This window comes from Streptococcus bovismuti (assembly GCF_042436615.2).
GTDB lineage: Bacteria > Bacillota > Bacilli > Lactobacillales > Streptococcaceae > Streptococcus.
This window is the reverse complement of the sequence record NZ_JBHMFR020000007.1, coordinates 70,625-85,057: the sequence shown is the minus strand read 5'-3', so window position 1 is coordinate 85,057 and position 14,433 is coordinate 70,625. Positions and strand designations below refer to the sequence as shown.

The 14,433-nt window shown below is 42.7% G+C and carries 18 protein-coding genes and 1 pseudogene; 14 read left to right on the top strand and 5 right to left on the bottom strand.

Going from position 1 to position 14,433, the window contains the following annotated elements:
• Nucleotides 1-136 precede the first annotated feature (136 nt).
• The 14 genes and pseudogenes from ACERDH_RS08020 (at nt 137) to yidD (ending at nt 9,313) form a co-directional block, all read left to right on the top strand.
• Entirely contained in the window at nt 137-1,114 is a 978-nt protein-coding gene (locus ACERDH_RS08020) for an ABC transporter substrate-binding protein (protein ID WP_024057377.1), read from the top strand.
• An 11-nt stretch (nt 1,115-1,125) separates the two neighbouring features.
• Nucleotides 1,126-2,019, top strand: coding sequence for an ABC transporter permease (locus tag ACERDH_RS08015; RefSeq protein WP_386685962.1), 894 nt, complete (start codon nt 1,126-1,128; stop codon nt 2,017-2,019).
• 12 nt (nt 2,020-2,031) lie between these two features.
• Nucleotides 2,032-2,835: an ABC transporter ATP-binding protein gene (locus tag ACERDH_RS08010; protein ID WP_084887499.1), complete on the top strand. Its 804-nt coding sequence runs from the start codon at nt 2,032-2,034 to the stop codon at nt 2,833-2,835.
• A gap of 14 nt (nt 2,836-2,849) precedes the next feature.
• A pseudogene (locus ACERDH_RS08005) lies at nt 2,850-2,948 on the top strand (alpha-glucosidase C-terminal domain-containing protein); the annotation flags it as partial.
• Between the two features lie 198 nt (nt 2,949-3,146).
• The gene (locus tag ACERDH_RS08000) at nt 3,147-3,395 is read left to right on the top strand and encodes a YneF family protein (protein ID WP_000364990.1); all 249 of its coding nucleotides are present in this window, start codon (nt 3,147-3,149) and stop codon (nt 3,393-3,395) included.
• Between the two features lie 202 nt (nt 3,396-3,597).
• Nucleotides 3,598-4,392 carry a glutamate racemase gene (gene racE / locus ACERDH_RS07995; protein WP_000370376.1) on the top strand — a complete coding sequence of 265 codons (795 nt, stop codon included), beginning with the start codon at nt 3,598-3,600 and terminating at the stop codon, nt 4,390-4,392.
• Complete coding sequence (locus ACERDH_RS07990; RefSeq protein ID WP_084864510.1) at nt 4,389-5,360, top strand: nucleoside-triphosphate diphosphatase; 972 nt, start codon at nt 4,389-4,391, stop codon at nt 5,358-5,360. The genes racE and ACERDH_RS07990 overlap by 4 nt, the downstream gene beginning before the upstream one ends.
• Nucleotides 5,336-5,857 carry a metallophosphoesterase gene (locus tag ACERDH_RS07985; RefSeq protein ID WP_386685886.1) on the top strand — a complete coding sequence of 174 codons (522 nt, stop codon included), beginning with the start codon at nt 5,336-5,338 and terminating at the stop codon, nt 5,855-5,857. Before ACERDH_RS07990 ends, ACERDH_RS07985 begins: the two co-directional genes overlap by 25 nt.
• Nucleotides 5,854-6,315 (top strand): cyclic-di-AMP-binding protein CbpB, encoded by a 462-nt coding sequence (gene cbpB, locus ACERDH_RS07980; protein ID WP_386685883.1) that lies wholly within the window; start codon nt 5,854-5,856, stop codon nt 6,313-6,315. Before ACERDH_RS07985 ends, cbpB begins: the two co-directional genes overlap by 4 nt.
• A complete protein-coding gene (gene xerD, locus ACERDH_RS07975) occupies nt 6,312-7,046 on the top strand; it encodes a site-specific tyrosine recombinase XerD (RefSeq protein ID WP_386685880.1) in 735 nt (244 codons plus the stop codon). Before cbpB ends, xerD begins: the two co-directional genes overlap by 4 nt.
• The gene (locus ACERDH_RS07970; protein ID WP_386685877.1) at nt 7,046-7,774 is read left to right on the top strand and encodes a segregation/condensation protein A; all 729 of its coding nucleotides are present in this window, start codon (nt 7,046-7,048) and stop codon (nt 7,772-7,774) included. The genes xerD and ACERDH_RS07970 overlap by 1 nt, the downstream gene beginning before the upstream one ends.
• Nucleotides 7,775-7,792: 18 nt before the next feature.
• Nucleotides 7,793-8,362 carry an SMC-Scp complex subunit ScpB gene (scpB, locus tag ACERDH_RS07965; protein WP_000105302.1) on the top strand — a complete coding sequence of 190 codons (570 nt, stop codon included), beginning with the start codon at nt 7,793-7,795 and terminating at the stop codon, nt 8,360-8,362.
• Nucleotides 8,349-9,071, top strand: a complete 723-nt coding sequence (locus ACERDH_RS07960; RefSeq protein WP_386685873.1) for a pseudouridine synthase — start codon at nt 8,349-8,351, stop codon at nt 9,069-9,071. The genes scpB and ACERDH_RS07960 overlap by 14 nt, the downstream gene beginning before the upstream one ends.
• Nucleotides 9,071-9,313: a membrane protein insertion efficiency factor YidD gene (yidD, locus tag ACERDH_RS07955; RefSeq protein WP_261814633.1), complete on the top strand. Its 243-nt coding sequence runs from the start codon at nt 9,071-9,073 to the stop codon at nt 9,311-9,313. Before ACERDH_RS07960 ends, yidD begins: the two co-directional genes overlap by 1 nt.
• A 111-nt stretch (nt 9,314-9,424) precedes the next feature.
• Here yidD and ACERDH_RS07950 read toward each other — a convergent pair whose 3' ends face one another.
• The 5 genes from ACERDH_RS07950 to galE all read right to left on the bottom strand — a co-directional run bounded on the left by ACERDH_RS07950 (nt 9,425) and on the right by galE (nt 14,292).
• Nucleotides 9,425-10,396, bottom strand: coding sequence for a siderophore ABC transporter substrate-binding protein (locus ACERDH_RS07950; RefSeq protein WP_386685869.1), 972 nt, complete (start codon nt 10,394-10,396; stop codon nt 9,425-9,427).
• 99 nt (nt 10,397-10,495) lie between these two features.
• Nucleotides 10,496-11,248 carry an iron ABC transporter ATP-binding protein gene (locus ACERDH_RS07945; RefSeq protein ID WP_386685866.1) on the bottom strand — a complete coding sequence of 251 codons (753 nt, stop codon included), beginning with the start codon at nt 11,246-11,248 and terminating at the stop codon, nt 10,496-10,498.
• Entirely contained in the window at nt 11,245-12,201 is a 957-nt protein-coding gene (locus ACERDH_RS07940) for an iron chelate uptake ABC transporter family permease subunit (protein ID WP_386685863.1), read from the bottom strand. The genes ACERDH_RS07945 and ACERDH_RS07940 overlap by 4 nt, the downstream gene beginning before the upstream one ends.
• Entirely contained in the window at nt 12,191-13,150 is a 960-nt protein-coding gene (locus ACERDH_RS07935; RefSeq protein ID WP_386685860.1) for an ABC transporter permease, read from the bottom strand. Before ACERDH_RS07935 ends, ACERDH_RS07940 begins: the two co-directional genes overlap by 11 nt.
• A 143-nt stretch (nt 13,151-13,293) precedes the next feature.
• Nucleotides 13,294-14,292, bottom strand: coding sequence for a UDP-glucose 4-epimerase GalE (gene galE / locus ACERDH_RS07930; RefSeq protein ID WP_033681318.1), 999 nt, complete (start codon nt 14,290-14,292; stop codon nt 13,294-13,296).
• Between the last annotated feature and the right edge of the window lie 141 nt (nt 14,293-14,433).

Genomic DNA, 14,433 nt, shown 5'->3' with positions numbered 1-14,433 from the left:
ATTTTTGATTGTGGTCCATATAGATGAATATCTAAATGGACTAGCTAAGTTGTAACTTGTTAGCTTATTTCAAGCATCCGTTTAGATATTATCTAGGCGGTTTTTTGTTTTATCTTTTCTGAGAAGGAGTTTCATTATGAAAGTTGTTCGAAAATTACTAGCCCCTCTCTTGGTAGTGGGGATTCTCTTGACCTCTCTGATTAGTTTGCATCAGTTGAAGGCAGATAAGAAAAAAGATGTGTTTCGTATCGGTATTTCGCAATTTATTACCCACCAGTCCTTAGACGCTACTAGAGAAGGGTTTGTGGATGAGCTTGCCAAGCAAGGCTATGCTGAAGGGAAAAATATCGAGATTGATTTGCAAAATGCACAGGGAGAACAACGAAACCTAAAAACGATTTCCCAGCAACTAGCAGAATCTAGTGATGTCGTTCTAGCTATCGCAACGCCTTCTGCTCAGAGCTTGGCTAATACAACACAAACGACACCGGTTATCTTTTCAGCTGTAACAGACCCTGTCAGTGCCAAGTTGGTAGAGTCAAGAGAGCATCCTGGGGGCAATGTAACTGGAACAAGTGATCAGTCATCAGATGCTATCTCAACCCAAATCAATTTGATAAAGAAAGTGTTGCCAAAAGCTAAAACAATTGGAATCCTCTATACTCAGAGCGAGCCAAACTCAGTTGTCCAAAAGGATGAAGCTAAGCGACTTCTGGAAGAAAAAGGCTTTACCGTTGTTGAAAAAACAATCTTGGACAGTAACAATGTCAAAGCGGCAGCAGAGAGTTTGATGGCAGAAGTGGATATGGTTTTTGTACCAACGGACAATATCATTTCGTCAACCATGGAAACAGTTAAGCAGGTTTCTATTAAACACAAGGTTCCAGTATTCGGTGGCTCAACGGAAATGATTGCGGTTGGTGGTTTGTATAACTACGGTACCAATTATGAAGAATTGGGACGGCAGACAGCCCGCATGTTGATTCGTGTCTTAAAAGGTGAGAAACCAGAAAATATAGCAGTTGAGTTGCCTGAAAAACTGGAATTGCATACCAATCAAGAAATGGCAGATGCACTAGGAATTGATATTAGTAAGTTGGAAAGCAAGGAATAGGGAGGTTTAAGATGAGTTTTGTATTATCTAGTTTATCAGAAGGTTTGTTGTGGTCGATTATGGCCATTGGAGTTTACTTGACTTTCCGTATTTTGGATATTGCGGATATGACTGCTGAAGGAGCCTTTCCTTTGGGGGCAGCTGTCGTTGTATCGCAGATACAGGCAGGGACAAATCCTTGGATTGCGACCTTACTTGCTTTGCTGGCAGGTATGGTAGCTGGTCTTGTATCAGGAATGCTCCACACCAAGATGAAAATCCCAGCTCTCTTGACAGGAATTGTGACCTTGACAGGGCTTTATTCCATCAATATTAAAATCATGGGAAGTGTGCCTAATCTTTCCTTGGGAGATTCTTCAACTGTCTTTAAACAGTTGGCGAGCTTGGGGCTGACAAATGAAGAAGCTGTTTTCTCACTTAGTTTAGTCTGTCTATTACTTGTTTGTCTAGTCTTGACTCTTTTGATGAAAACGGAGATTGGCCTTGTCTTGCGTTCGACTGGGGACAATATTCCGATGAGTGAGGCAAATGGGGTCAATGTAGACACCATGAAGATTGTTGGTTACATGATTTCAAACGGTTTGATTGCCCTATGTGGTTCCTTATTTGCCCAAAATGATGGATTTTCAGATGTGACTTCTGGGACAGGAACTATCGTTGTTGGTTTGAGTGCAGTTATTATTGCAGAAGTTTTGATACACGACTTGACCATTGGAAGCCGCTTGTTATCCATCGGAATTGGTGCTATTGTTTATCGTTTGATTATTTTAAATATCTATGAAATTCCAAATCTAGATCAAAACTTGGTACGTCTCTTTAATGCAATCTTGCTCGCTTTAGTTTTATTTGCACCAGAATTGCAAAAGAGATTAAAGATTCGTGGTCTGAAATTGAGAAATGAATAGGAGGAAAAAGTTATGGCAAGTTTGTTAACACTTGAAAATATTCACAAAACATTTGAAACAGGGACAGTCAATGAGAACCATGTCCTCAAAGGATTAGATTTAGAGGTTGAAGAGGGAGATTTTATCTCTGTAATCGGTGGAAATGGAGCAGGGAAATCCACTTTGATGAATATCTTGGCTGGCAATCTATCGGTGGACGAAGGGGACCTTTTATTGGCAGGTAAATCCATTAAAAATTTGAGTGTAAGAAAGAGAGCCAAGGATATCGCCCGTGTTTTTCAAGATCCTAAGATGGGAACGGCTTCTCGTTTGACGATTGAGGAGAATATGGCTATTGCCTTGAGACGTGGGCAGAAAAGAGGGCTTGGTTGGGGCGTGAAGGAGAAGGATAGAATCCAGTTCCAAGAGGCCTTGAAGGAGTTGAATATTGGTCTTGAAAACCGCTTAAAAGTAGATACTCAATATCTCTCAGGAGGACAAAGACAGGCCTTGACCCTAGTCATGGCAGCTCTGGTGAAACCCAAACTTTTGCTTTTGGATGAACATACTGCGGCCCTTGACCCGAAAACTAGTCAAATGGTGATGGATTTGACGCAAAAGATTGTGGAACACCATCAGTTGACGACTTTGATGATTACCCACGATATGAACCATGCTATTGAGTACGGAAATCGTCTCATTATGCTCTATCAAGGCAAGATAGTGGTAGATGTCAAAGGAGAAGAGAAAAAGCATCTGACGGTTGAAGATCTCATGCATCTCTTCCAGAAAAATAGTGGTCAAAGTCTGGTCAGTGATGAATTAGTTTTGGGATAAAGAAAAAGGCTGAGATGTGCCTCATTAATTTCTATGCCACAGAAGTGGAAATGGATTTACCAGTAGCCTATCAAAATGGGCAAACGTTGATTTTCAATTATGAAGGTACATAAGTATCTGAAAAAATTCTACTCAGACCTTATCAAACATTGGCTATCTATGTAAATTAAAGTCAGTAAGGAGCCCTCTTTTGCAGAAAAGCAGGGTTCTTTTGGCTGTCTATTCCATTCCTGAAAGCGTAAAACAAACTAGTCAGGGTGGCTAGTTTGTGGTATAATGAAAGAGACTCAAAAAGAAACAGGAGAAATATGATGGATTTACTATTAGCAATTGTATTGATTGTGCTAGCTTTTCTAGGAGGAGCTCTTGGAGGAATGTACTTGGTTCGTAAGCAAATTGAAAAAGAATTCGCTGACAACCCACGTTTGAATGCTGAAGCAGTTCGTACTCTTTTGAGTGCAAATGGTCAAAAACCAAGCGAAGCTAAGGTACAACAAGTTTACCACCAAATCATCCGCCAACAAAAAGCAGCCCTTGCTAACAATAAAAAGAAAAAATAAATAAGGAAAAGTCTGGGATGAAAATTCCAGACTTCTCACTATGTTGGCTATGGTTTAGGGGTGAGACTTTTTCCTTGCATTCTATTGATATTTGATTATGATTAAGAGAGATGGTTATTGATTAGGCTGTCATTATTCAGTTCATAAGGAACGGTAATCATAATGAACTATCAATCAGAAAAAAGACTAGAAAGAAGACTGTATGGATAATCGACCAATTGGTTTTTTGGATTCGGGTGTCGGGGGCTTGACCGTTGTGCGAGAGCTCATGCGCCAGCTTCCCCATGAAGAAATCGTCTATATTGGAGATTCGGCACGGGCGCCCTATGGGCCCCGTCCTGCTGAGCAAATTCGTGAATATACTTGGCAGTTGGTCAACTTTCTTTTGACCAAGGATGTCAAAATGATTGTCATTGCTTGTAATACTGCGACTGCCGTTGTCTGGGAAGAAATCAAGGCTCAACTAGATATTCCTGTCCTAGGTGTTATTTTGCCAGGAGCTTCGGCAGCTATCAAGTCCAGTCAAGGTGGGAAAATCGGAGTGATTGGAACTCCCATGACGGTACAATCTGATATTTACCGTCAGAAAATCCATGATTTGGATCCGGACTTACAGGTGGAGAGTTTGGCCTGTCCCAAGTTTGCTCCCTTGGTGGAGTCTGGTGCTCTGTCAACCAGTGTCACCAAGAAAGTGGTCTATGAAACCCTGCGTCCCTTGGTTGGAAAGGTGGATAGCCTGATTTTGGGTTGTACCCATTATCCACTGCTCAGACCTATTATTCAAAATGTCATGGGACCCAAGGTTCAGCTCATTGATAGTGGGGCAGAGTGCGTACGGGACATCTCAGTCTTACTCAATTATTTTGAAATCAATCGTGGTCGCGATGCTGGACCACTTCATCACCGTTTTTACACAACAGCCAGCAGCCAAAGTTTTGCACAAATTGGTGAAGAATGGCTTGAAAAAGAGATTCATGTGGAGCATGTAGAATTATGACAAATAAAATTTATGAATACAAGGATGACCAGGACTGGTATGTCGGGTCCTATGGTATTTTTGGTGGCGTCCGGACGTTGACGGATGATGACTTGGATTTTCCTCTATTGGAGTTTGCCCAAAGATTTCGAGATGAGGATCGAGGTTTTCCTGTTTCTGTTACTGTTTTACGCTATGGTTCTCTCTACCGTTTATTGTCTTTTGTGGTAGATATCCTCAACCAAGAAATGGGACGAAATGTGGAAGTCATCCAACGTCAGGGGGCTCTGCTCTTAGTTGAAAATGGGCAACTCTTGTATGTAGAATTGCCTAAAGAAGGTGTTGATGTAGAAGCATTCTTTGAGACAAACAAGGTCAGAGAAACCTTATTGATTGCGACTCGTAACGAGGGCAAGACCAAGGAATTCCGAGCTATCTTTGACAAGCTAGGCTACGATGTGGAAAATCTTAATGACTATCCTGACTTGCCTGAAGTAGCTGAAACAGGCATGACCTTTGAAGAAAATGCCCGTCTCAAGGCAGAAACTATTTCTCAATTAACGGGCAAGATGGTTTTGGCAGATGATTCTGGACTGAAAGTCGATGTCCTTGGTGGCTTGCCAGGCGTCTGGTCAGCTCGTTTCGCAGGTGTGGGAGCAACTGACCGTGAAAATAATGCTAAACTCTTGCACGAATTGGCCATGGTCTTTGAACTCAAGGACCGCTCGGCTCAATTCCATACAACCCTAGTCGTAGCCAGTCCAAACAAGGAAAGTTTGGTTGTTGAAGCAGACTGGCCAGGCTATATTAACTTTGAACCCAAGGGTGAAAATGGCTTCGGCTATGATCCTCTTTTCCTTGTAGGAGAGACAGGCAAGTCATCAGCTGAATTAACCCTTGAAGAAAAAAATAGTCAATCTCACCGTGCCTTAGCCGTTAAGAAACTTTTGGAGGTATTTCCATCATGGCAAAGCAAACCATCATTGTAATGAGCGATTCTCATGGCGATAGCTTGATTGTGGAAGAAATCCGTGATCGCTATGTGGGCAAAGTTGATGCCGTTTTTCATAACGGTGATTCTGAACTGCGTCCTGATTCTCCACTTTGGGAGGGCATCCGTGTAGTTAAAGGGAACATGGACTTCTACGCCGGCTACCCAGAACGTTTGGTGACTGAGCTTGGTTCGACCAAGATTATCCAAACTCATGGTCACTTGTTTGACATTAATTTCAACTTTCAAAAGTTGGGCTACTGGGCTCAGGAGGAAGATGCCGATATCTGTCTCTATGGTCACTTGCATGTGCCAAGTGCTTGGATGGAAGGTAAGACCCTCTTTCTAAATCCAGGTTCTATCAGTCAACCACGTGGGACCATCAGAGAATGTCTCTATGCTCGTGTGGAGATTGATGACAGTTATTTCAAAGTGGACTTTTTGACACGAGACCATGAGGTGTATCCGGGCTTGTCCAAGGAGTTTAGCCGATGATTGCCAAGGAGTTTGAGACTTTCTTGTTGGGGCAGGAGGAAACATTTTTGACTCCTGCTGAAAATCTGGCTGTGTTGATTGATACTCATAATGCAGATCATGCGACTCTCTTGCTCAGTCAGATGACCTATACCCGTGTTCCTGTTGTAACAGATGAAAAACACTTTGTTGGGACGATTGGGCTCAGAGATATTATGGCTTATCAGATGGAGCATGACTTGAGTCAAGAAATCATGGCAGATACGGATATCGTTCATATGACGAGAATGGACGTAGCGGTTGTCTCGCCTGATTTTACCATTACGGAGGTCTTGCACAAGCTGGTAGATGAGTCCTTCTTGCCGGTTGTGGATGCGTCTGGTATTTTCCAAGGAATTATCACACGCAAGTCTATCCTCAAGGCAGTCAATGCCCTCTTGCATGACTTTAGTAAGGAATATGAGATTCGATGCAAATGAGAGACAGGATTTCAGCCTTTTTAGAAGAAAAACAGGGCTTGTCTGTCAATTCCAAGCAGTCCTATAAGTATGATCTGGAACAATTTTTAGACGTCGTGGGCTTGCGGATTTCTGAGACCAGTCTCAAGATTTACCAAGCCCAGCTAGCCAATCTAAAAATCAGCGCCCAGAAACGGAAACTTTCGGCCTGTAATCAATTTCTCTACTTTCTCTATCAAAAAGGAGAGGTGGACAGATTTTATCGTTTGGAATTAGCTAAACAAGCTGAGAAGAAGACGGAAAAGCCAGAAATTCTAGAACTAGCCTCTTTTTGGCAGGAAAGCGACTATCCAGAGGGACGCTTGCTAGCGCTCTTAATCCTAGAAATGGGACTCTTGCCAAGTGAGATTTTAGCTCTCAAGGTTGAGGATATCAATCTGAATTTTCAGGTGTTGCGAATCAAGAAGGCTTCCCAACAGAGGATTGTCACCATTCCCACAATCTTGATTCCAGAATTGGAACCCTTGATGGGCCAGACCTATCTTTTTGAAAGGGCAGGAAAAGCCTATTCTCGTCAGTGGGCCTTCCGTCAGCTAGAGTCCTTTGTCAAGGAGAAAGGTTTCCCATATCTGTCAGCCCAAGCCTTGCGGGAGCAGTTCATTCTAAGACAAATAGAAAACAAGGTTGATTTGTACGAAATTGCAAAAAAATTAGGATTAAGAACAGTCCTGACCTTAGAAAAATATAGATAATGGATATTAAATTAAAAGATTTTGAAGGGCCCCTGGACTTGCTCTTGCACCTGGTTTCTAAGTACCAGATGGATATTTACGATGTACCCATTACGGAAGTCATCGAACAGTATCTAGCTTATGTCTCAACCCTGCAGGCCATGCGTCTGGAAGTGACGGGGGAGTACATGGTTATGGCCAGTCAGCTCATGCTGATCAAGAGTCGCAAACTACTTCCAAAGGTAGCAGAAGTGACAGACTTGGAGGATGACCTGGAGCAGGATCTTCTTTCCCAAATCGAAGAATACCGCAAGTTCAAGCTCTTGGGGGAGCACTTGGAAGCCAAGCACCAAGAACGGGCCCAGTACTATTCCAAAGCGCCGACAGAGTTGATTTACGAAGATGCGGAGCTTGTTCATGACAAGACGACCATTGACCTTTTTTTGGCTTTTTCAAATATCCTAGCCAAGAAAAAAGAGGAGTTCTCTCAGAATCACACGACCATCTTGCGGGATGAGTATAAGATTGAGGACATGATGGTTATCGTGAAAGAGTCCTTGGCTGGACGAGACCAATTGTGCTTGCAGGATTTGTTTAAGGAAGCCCAGAATGTTCAAGAGGTCATTACCCTCTTTTTGGCAACCCTAGAGTTAATCAAAACCCAGGAGTTGATCCTCGTGCAAGAGGAGAGTTTCGGAGATATTTATCTCATGGAAAAGAAGGAAGAAAGTCAAGTGGCCCAAAGCTAGACTTGATAGAGAGGAAAGATGAGTACTTTAGCAAAAATAGAAGCGCTCTTGTTTGTAGCGGGTGAAGATGGGATTAGAGTCCGCCAGTTAGCTGAACTCCTCTCTCTGCCACCGACAGGCATCCAACAGAGTTTAGAAAAATTAGCCCAGAAGTATGAAAAGGACCCAGATTCCAGTTTGGCTCTGATTGAGACAGGGGGAGCTTATAGATTGGTGACCAAGCCTCAATTTGCAGAGATTTTGAAGGAATATTCCAAGGCGCCTATCAACCAGAGCTTGTCTCGGGCTGCCCTTGAGACCTTGTCCATCATTGCCTACAAACAACCCATCACACGGATAGAAATTGATGCCATCCGTGGGGTAAACTCGAGTGGGGCTTTGGCAAAGTTGCAGGCTTTTGACCTGATAAAGGAAGACGGGAAAAAAGAAGTGTTGGGGCGCCCCAACCTCTATGTGACTACAGATTATTTCCTAGATTACATGGGGATAAATCATTTGGAAGAATTACCAGTGATTGATGAGCTTGAAATTCAAGCCCAAGAAAGCCAATTATTTGGTGAAAGGATAGAAGAAGATGAGAATCAATAAGTATATTGCCCACGCAGGTGTGGCCTGTAGGAGAAAAGCAGAAGAGTTCATCAAGCAAGGCTTGGTGACGGTTAACGGCCAGGTGGTACGTGAACTATCAACGACCATCAAGTCAGGCGACAAGGTAGAAGTTGAAGGTCAACCTATCTACAACGAAGAAAAGGTCTACTATCTGCTTAACAAACCACGCGGTGTCATTTCCAGCGTGACAGATGACAAGGGCCGCAAGACTGTTGTGGACCTCTTGCCCAACGTGAAAGAGCGCATCTACCCTGTAGGTCGTTTGGACTGGGATACATCAGGAGCCTTGATTTTGACCAATGATGGGGATTTTACGGATGAGATGATTCACCCTCGTAATGAGATTGACAAGGTTTATGTCGCGCGTGTTAAAGGTGTGGCCAATAAGGATAATCTCCGCCCCTTGACCCGTGGACTGGAGATTGATGGTAAGAAAACCAAGCCGGCTGTCTATGAGATTCTCAAAGTGGATCCAGTCAAAAACCGCTCTGTGGTGCAGTTGACCATCCATGAAGGGCGTAACCACCAGGTTAAAAAGATGTTTGAAGCTGTCGGTCTTCAAGTAGATAAGTTGTCTCGTACACGTTTTGGACACCTAGACTTGACAGGACTCCGTCCAGGTGAATCCCGTCGTCTTAATAAAAAAGAAATCAGCCAACTACACACCATGGCTGTAACCAAGAAATAATGAAACGAATTTTAATAGCGCCTGTGCGCTTTTACCAACGTTTTATCTCGCCAGCCTTTCCACCCTCTTGTCGCTTTGAGCCGACTTGTTCCAACTACATGATTCAGGCTATTGAAAAACATGGCTTCAAGGGTGTTTTGATGGGCTTGGCTCGGATTTTACGTTGCCATCCCTGGTCGAAAACGGGTAAGGACTCTGTGCCAGACCATTTTTCCCTTAAACGGAATCAAGAAGAAAAATAAGGCTAGGTAAAAATATTTTAGTGAAATGATAAAAACGCATCCTATCAGGTTTGAGTGAGCTTGATAGGATGCGTTTTATCATGTAAAGATGTTAGTTGAGTTTGAAGTAGCTTATTTCAAGGCTTTTTGTGCGTCTTCAATCATGAGTTTTGTTGATTCAAGTCCGCCTCCGCTTAGATACCAGAGGTCTGGTGTTAGTTGGATAATCTTGCCATTTTTAGCAGCAGGAGTTTCAGCGATGAGGGCATTTTCTAGGACACCGTCGTTACTAGAGTTGTCTCCACCGATTGCAAGGGTACGGTTGATGACAAAGAGGATGTCAGGATTGATTTCTTTGACACTTTCAAAGCTGACTTCTTGTCCGTGGCGTGAGTCTTCAAATTTTGTATCAGTTGGTTTGAATTTCAAGGTTTGATACAAGAAAGAAAAACGAGATTGGGCACCAAAGGCAGCCATTTTTCCTTCGTTGAGGAGGATGGCAAGGGCTTTTTTGTCAGAGCTTTCATTTTTAGTAGCGACTTCTTGGATGCTCTTGTCTAGCTTGGCCAATTCTTCCTTGGCTTTCTGTGTACCTGTTTCGCTGAAGGCGCTTGCTAGGGATTCGATATTAGTCTTGGTAGAAGTCCAGTAGTCATCCTTGCTTGCTTGGAAGAGAACAGTCGGAGCGATTTCGTTGAACTTATCTACGAATTTTTGGGTACGTGGTGAAGCGATAATCAAATCTGGTTCAAGAGCAGCAATGGCTTCCAGGTCTGGCTCAACCATAGAACCAACATTTTTAACTTTTCCAGCTAGGTCTTTTAGGTAAGCCGGAACAGTTTTTGTAGGCATTCCGACGATATTCTTTTCAAAACCTAAAGCGCGAATAGTATCCGCAGCACCGAGGTCAAAGGTCACAATCTTTTCAGGGACTTTTGAAAGTGTGACTACACCTAGTGAACTTTTAATGGTTACCTCTGTTGGAGCAGAGCTACTTGACTCCGACTGGCTGGTACTTGAGTTTGAGTTTGTACTACATGCACCAAGTAGGAGCAAGAAGCTGGCTACTAGGGCAGTTAGGTAAAGTTTGAGGGATGTTTTCATGATTTCTCCTTTTTAAAATGTGATAACGATTTAGGGAGTGTCTTTGATAGGCTTGTTAGCTAAGAGACTGAGGGTTCTCTAACTAGAGTTTCTATGTTACTAGCTATAGATACAGAGCTTTTTGCCATTGATATCCGCCAGCGTGATGGGAATCTCATAGAGTTGACTGAGTAGGTCAGCCTGCATGATTTGATCTGTCGTTCCTTTGCAAAAGACTTGGCCGTCCTTGAAGGCAACAATTTCATCTGCATACTGACTGGCCATGTTGATATCGTGGAGGACGATGATAATGGTCTTTCCGAGTTCCTCCACCAGTCGCTTGAGAATCTGCATCATACTGACACTTTGCTTGATATCGAGATTGTTGAGTGGTTCGTCCAGCAAGATAAAGTCTGTATCCTGGGCCAGTACCATAGCGATAAAGACCCGCTGGAGTTGTCCTCCAGACAGGCTATCGATGTAGCGGTCTTTTAAGTTGGTCAGTTCTAAATAGTCCAGAGTTTCTCGGATTTTTTCCCAGTCTTCTTGTCTCAGTCGACCTCGACTGTAGGGAAAACGTCCAAAACTGACCAGTTCTTCAACAGTCAATTTGGCTTGGTAATTGATTTTCTGCTTTAGGATAGTCAGTTCTTGAGCCAGTTCTTGTGAATTCCAACTCTCGATTTCACGACCTTTGATACTGAGAATTCCCTGATCCTTCTTGGTCAGTCTGCTCATGATGGAGAGGAGAGTCGATTTTCCAGCACCATTTGGACCAATGAAGGCTGTTAGTTTCTGAGGACTGACCTCAAGCGAAATGCCTTGCAAAATATCCTGTTTTTGAATGGATTTGTCAATGTTTTCCAGTTTCACTGACGTGCCCTCCTGTGTAGTAAGATAAAGAATAGGAGCCCCCCTACACTCTCGATGACCATACTGATGCGAATTTCCAGCGCAAAGACTCGTTCAATCAGGGATTGTCCCAAGGTCAAACTGATAAATCCGACCAGAATGGCCACGATAAAGAGTAACTTGTGCCGATAGTCTTTGACGATTAGGTAAGTGAGGTTAGCCAGCATAAAACCGAAGAAGGCCATAGGCCCTACCAAGGCAGTAGCCGTTGAAGTCAAAAGCACGATGCCCCAGAGGAGTTCTCTCTGTTCTTTTTCAACATCGAGTCCCAATATCTGAGCCGTTTCTCTTTGTAGGTGCAAGACATCCAGAATGACTGCTTTTCGAAAGAAAAAGATGGTCAAAGCAAGGATAATCAGAGAACCAATGGCTAGGATGGAAGTGTTGAGATGTTGAAAGGAGGCAAAGAGACTGTTCTGCAGTTTATCGTATTCGTTTGGATCCATCAAGACTTGAAGGAAGGTACTGATATTTCGAAAGAGACTTCCGAGGGCTAGACAGATTAGCAGGATGAAGACCAGGTCTTGTTTCATCAGTGTCTTCAAGTAACCTTGCAAGGCGAGAAAGAAGAGAGATTGGACAAGAAGTAAGATTAGGAATTCAAAGATAGGATACTTACCAAGTTGCAGAAACTTGCTTTCAAAAACCAGTAGCAGAGTTTGCAGTAGGACGTAGAAGGATTCGATTCCTAAAATACTAGGCGTAAGGAAGCGATTTTCCGTCAGGGTTTGAAAACTAATGGTCGAAATCCCAGTCGCGATGGCTACCAAGAGATAAACGATGATTTTTTGGGAACGTAACTTCCAAGCAAAGGCTGACAAGTGAGTGATGGGCCAAAAGTAGAGGAGACAAGCTCCGATAGCAAGAATAATGAGAAGCCATAATAGCTTAGTATGTTTGCTTTTAGACTGCATCTTTTCGTCCCCCTCTCCAGAGAAGTAGGATAAAGACGAGGCTACCAATGATTCCTAGTAGAAGACTGACAGACAGCTCATAGGGCCGAATCAGAACTCGGGATAGGATATCGCAGGCCAGAACTAGATTGGCACCAACCAGTGCGACGATGAGTTTGGTCTGACTTAGATTATCTCCATAGCGTTTGCGAACAAGATTGGGAACGATAACTCCTAGAAATGATAAGCCACCCACGGTAATCATGGTGACACTTGTCGTTAGGGCTACCAGAAAGAGGGCTAGTTTTTCAAGTAGGGAGTAGGAAATCCCCAAACTTTCACTGGTTTCTTTTCCTAGATTCATGATGGTGAAGGTTTGGGATAATTTCCAAACGGCTATCAGGATAATAAGGCCTAAGAAGAGCCACTCATACTGATGGGTCTGAATCATGGAGAAGGAGCCCTGGGTCCAAGCTGTCATACTCTGAACCAGATTGAAACGATAGGCGATAACTTCTGTCACAGAACCGATAATTCCACTATAGATGATCCCAATCAGAGGCAACATCCACCTTTCCTTTATAGTAAAAATAGTCATAAAGGAAAGGAAGAAGAGGGTGAATACGATGGATGAAACAAAGGCGAAGAGCATCTTTTGTGTCAGACTAGCCGACGGAAAGACAAAGAGGCTCAATACCATTCCTAGTTTGGCAGCTTCAGTGGTTCCAACTGTACTCGGTGCAGCAAACTGATTTTGAGTGATAGTCTGCATGAGAAGTCCTGCCATACTCATACTAGAGGCCGCAAGGAGAATACTGATGGTTCTTGGAAGACGGGACTCTTGAAAGAGAAGCCAGGTCTGCTGGTCGAAAGCAAAGAGCTTTCCCCATGAAAAATCACTGGTTCCAATGCTAATAGAGAGAAAGACTAGGAGTAGAAGTAAGCCAATTAAATAATGAGAAAGTTTCATACCCCATCCTTTCATGTTGATTTGGTACCGAAAGATACCTGCGGATATTACTGTAACACGATTTCTTTAATCTGTCAATGAATTTTCTGACAATTTAATAAATAAAACAAGGAGAGAGCGCCAAGCCTTTCTCCTTTGTTATCCTATTCCAAAATGTTTTTCCCCTCTTTAACACGCCAATGATAATCCGATAAAATAATATCTTCGAGGGAGTAGCTAGCCTTCCAATCAAGATATTTTTTAGCTTTTGATGCGTCTGCTAGGACGCTAGCTGGGTCACCAGCACGACGAGCAACAATTTCGTGTGGTATTTTTTGATTCAGTAATTCTTCAGCAGTTTTAAAGATTTCTTTGACGGTATAGCCTTTTTCAGTTCCTAAGTTAAAGATTTGAGAAGAACTGTTTTCTTGAAATAGATAATCCATCCCTTTCACATGAGCCTGTGCAAGGTCCAAGACATGAATGTAATCTCGAATACATGAACCGTCACGTGTATCGTAGTCATCTCCAAATATTTTTAGGCTATCATTTTGTCCCAATGCGGTTTTGTTGATATTGGGAATGATGTGAGTTGGATTTTTTACACGCAGGCCGTTTGAAGCATCCATTTCAGCCCCAGCAACATTAAAGTAACGGAAAATAACATATTTCCAATCGTAACGATTAGCCATCCAGTAAATCATTCGTTCGCCCATCAGTTTTGTTTCTGCATAAGGGTTGACAGGGTCGAGCAGGGTATCTTCAGTTGCAGGCTTGTCAATACAGTTATTACCATAGAGGGAAGCAGTCGAAGAGAACATGATTTTTTGAATGCCAACTTCAGATAAGACTTTGAGAACTTGGTTCATACCAGCAACATTGGCAGTGAAGTATTTACTTGGATTTTCAATACTTTCGCTCACAACAATCTCACCTGCACAATGCAGAACAGCATCAATCTGATTTTCTTCTAAGTAATCCTTTAAGGCACTAGCATCATAAACATCCAGTTGTTTAAAGCTAGCACGACTATCTACAGCTGAACGATTTCCTGTAGAAAGATTATCTAAGACATGCACCTTGTAGCCAGCATTTAAAAGAGCTTTAACGGTATGGGAGCCAATGTACCCAGCTCCACCTGTAACAAGAATTGTTTTGGTCATGATTTTTTTCCTTTTTCTAGTTTTGTACTATTTTAAAGAAAGAAGAAAGGAAAGTCAACTATTTTCTGTAAATTTCATGAAAAAATTGAACGATTTTGGAATTAAATTGTTTTTTGTTTGGAAATAAAGTTTCGAGTTAAT

What these genes read in the sequence shown, in the direction of transcription:
- ACERDH_RS08020 (WP_024057377.1), top strand. Translation starts at nt 137, where the DNA reads ATGAAAGTTGTTCGAAAATTACTAGCCCCTCTCTTGGTAGTGGGGATT.
- ACERDH_RS08015 (WP_386685962.1), top strand. Translation starts at nt 1,126, where the DNA reads ATGAGTTTTGTATTATCTAGTTTATCAGAAGGTTTGTTGTGGTCGATT.
- ACERDH_RS08010 (WP_084887499.1), top strand. Translation starts at nt 2,032, where the DNA reads ATGGCAAGTTTGTTAACACTTGAAAATATTCACAAAACATTTGAAACA.
- ACERDH_RS08000 (WP_000364990.1), top strand. Translation starts at nt 3,147, where the DNA reads ATGGATTTACTATTAGCAATTGTATTGATTGTGCTAGCTTTTCTAGGA.
- racE (WP_000370376.1), top strand. Translation starts at nt 3,598, where the DNA reads ATGGATAATCGACCAATTGGTTTTTTGGATTCGGGTGTCGGGGGCTTG.
- ACERDH_RS07990 (WP_084864510.1), top strand. Translation starts at nt 4,389, where the DNA reads ATGACAAATAAAATTTATGAATACAAGGATGACCAGGACTGGTATGTC.
- ACERDH_RS07985 (WP_386685886.1), top strand. Translation starts at nt 5,336, where the DNA reads ATGGCAAAGCAAACCATCATTGTAATGAGCGATTCTCATGGCGATAGC.
- cbpB (WP_386685883.1), top strand. Translation starts at nt 5,854, where the DNA reads ATGATTGCCAAGGAGTTTGAGACTTTCTTGTTGGGGCAGGAGGAAACA.
- xerD (WP_386685880.1), top strand. Translation starts at nt 6,312, where the DNA reads ATGAGAGACAGGATTTCAGCCTTTTTAGAAGAAAAACAGGGCTTGTCT.
- ACERDH_RS07970 (WP_386685877.1), top strand. Translation starts at nt 7,046, where the DNA reads ATGGATATTAAATTAAAAGATTTTGAAGGGCCCCTGGACTTGCTCTTG.
- scpB (WP_000105302.1), top strand. Translation starts at nt 7,793, where the DNA reads ATGAGTACTTTAGCAAAAATAGAAGCGCTCTTGTTTGTAGCGGGTGAA.
- ACERDH_RS07960 (WP_386685873.1), top strand. Translation starts at nt 8,349, where the DNA reads ATGAGAATCAATAAGTATATTGCCCACGCAGGTGTGGCCTGTAGGAGA.
- yidD (WP_261814633.1), top strand. Translation starts at nt 9,071, where the DNA reads ATGAAACGAATTTTAATAGCGCCTGTGCGCTTTTACCAACGTTTTATC.
- ACERDH_RS07950 (WP_386685869.1), bottom strand. Translation starts at nt 10,396, where the DNA reads ATGAAAACATCCCTCAAACTTTACCTAACTGCCCTAGTAGCCAGCTTC.
- ACERDH_RS07940 (WP_386685863.1), bottom strand. Translation starts at nt 12,201, where the DNA reads ATGCAGTCTAAAAGCAAACATACTAAGCTATTATGGCTTCTCATTATT.
- ACERDH_RS07935 (WP_386685860.1), bottom strand. Translation starts at nt 13,150, where the DNA reads ATGAAACTTTCTCATTATTTAATTGGCTTACTTCTACTCCTAGTCTTT.
- galE (WP_033681318.1), bottom strand. Translation starts at nt 14,292, where the DNA reads ATGACCAAAACAATTCTTGTTACAGGTGGAGCTGGGTACATTGGCTCC.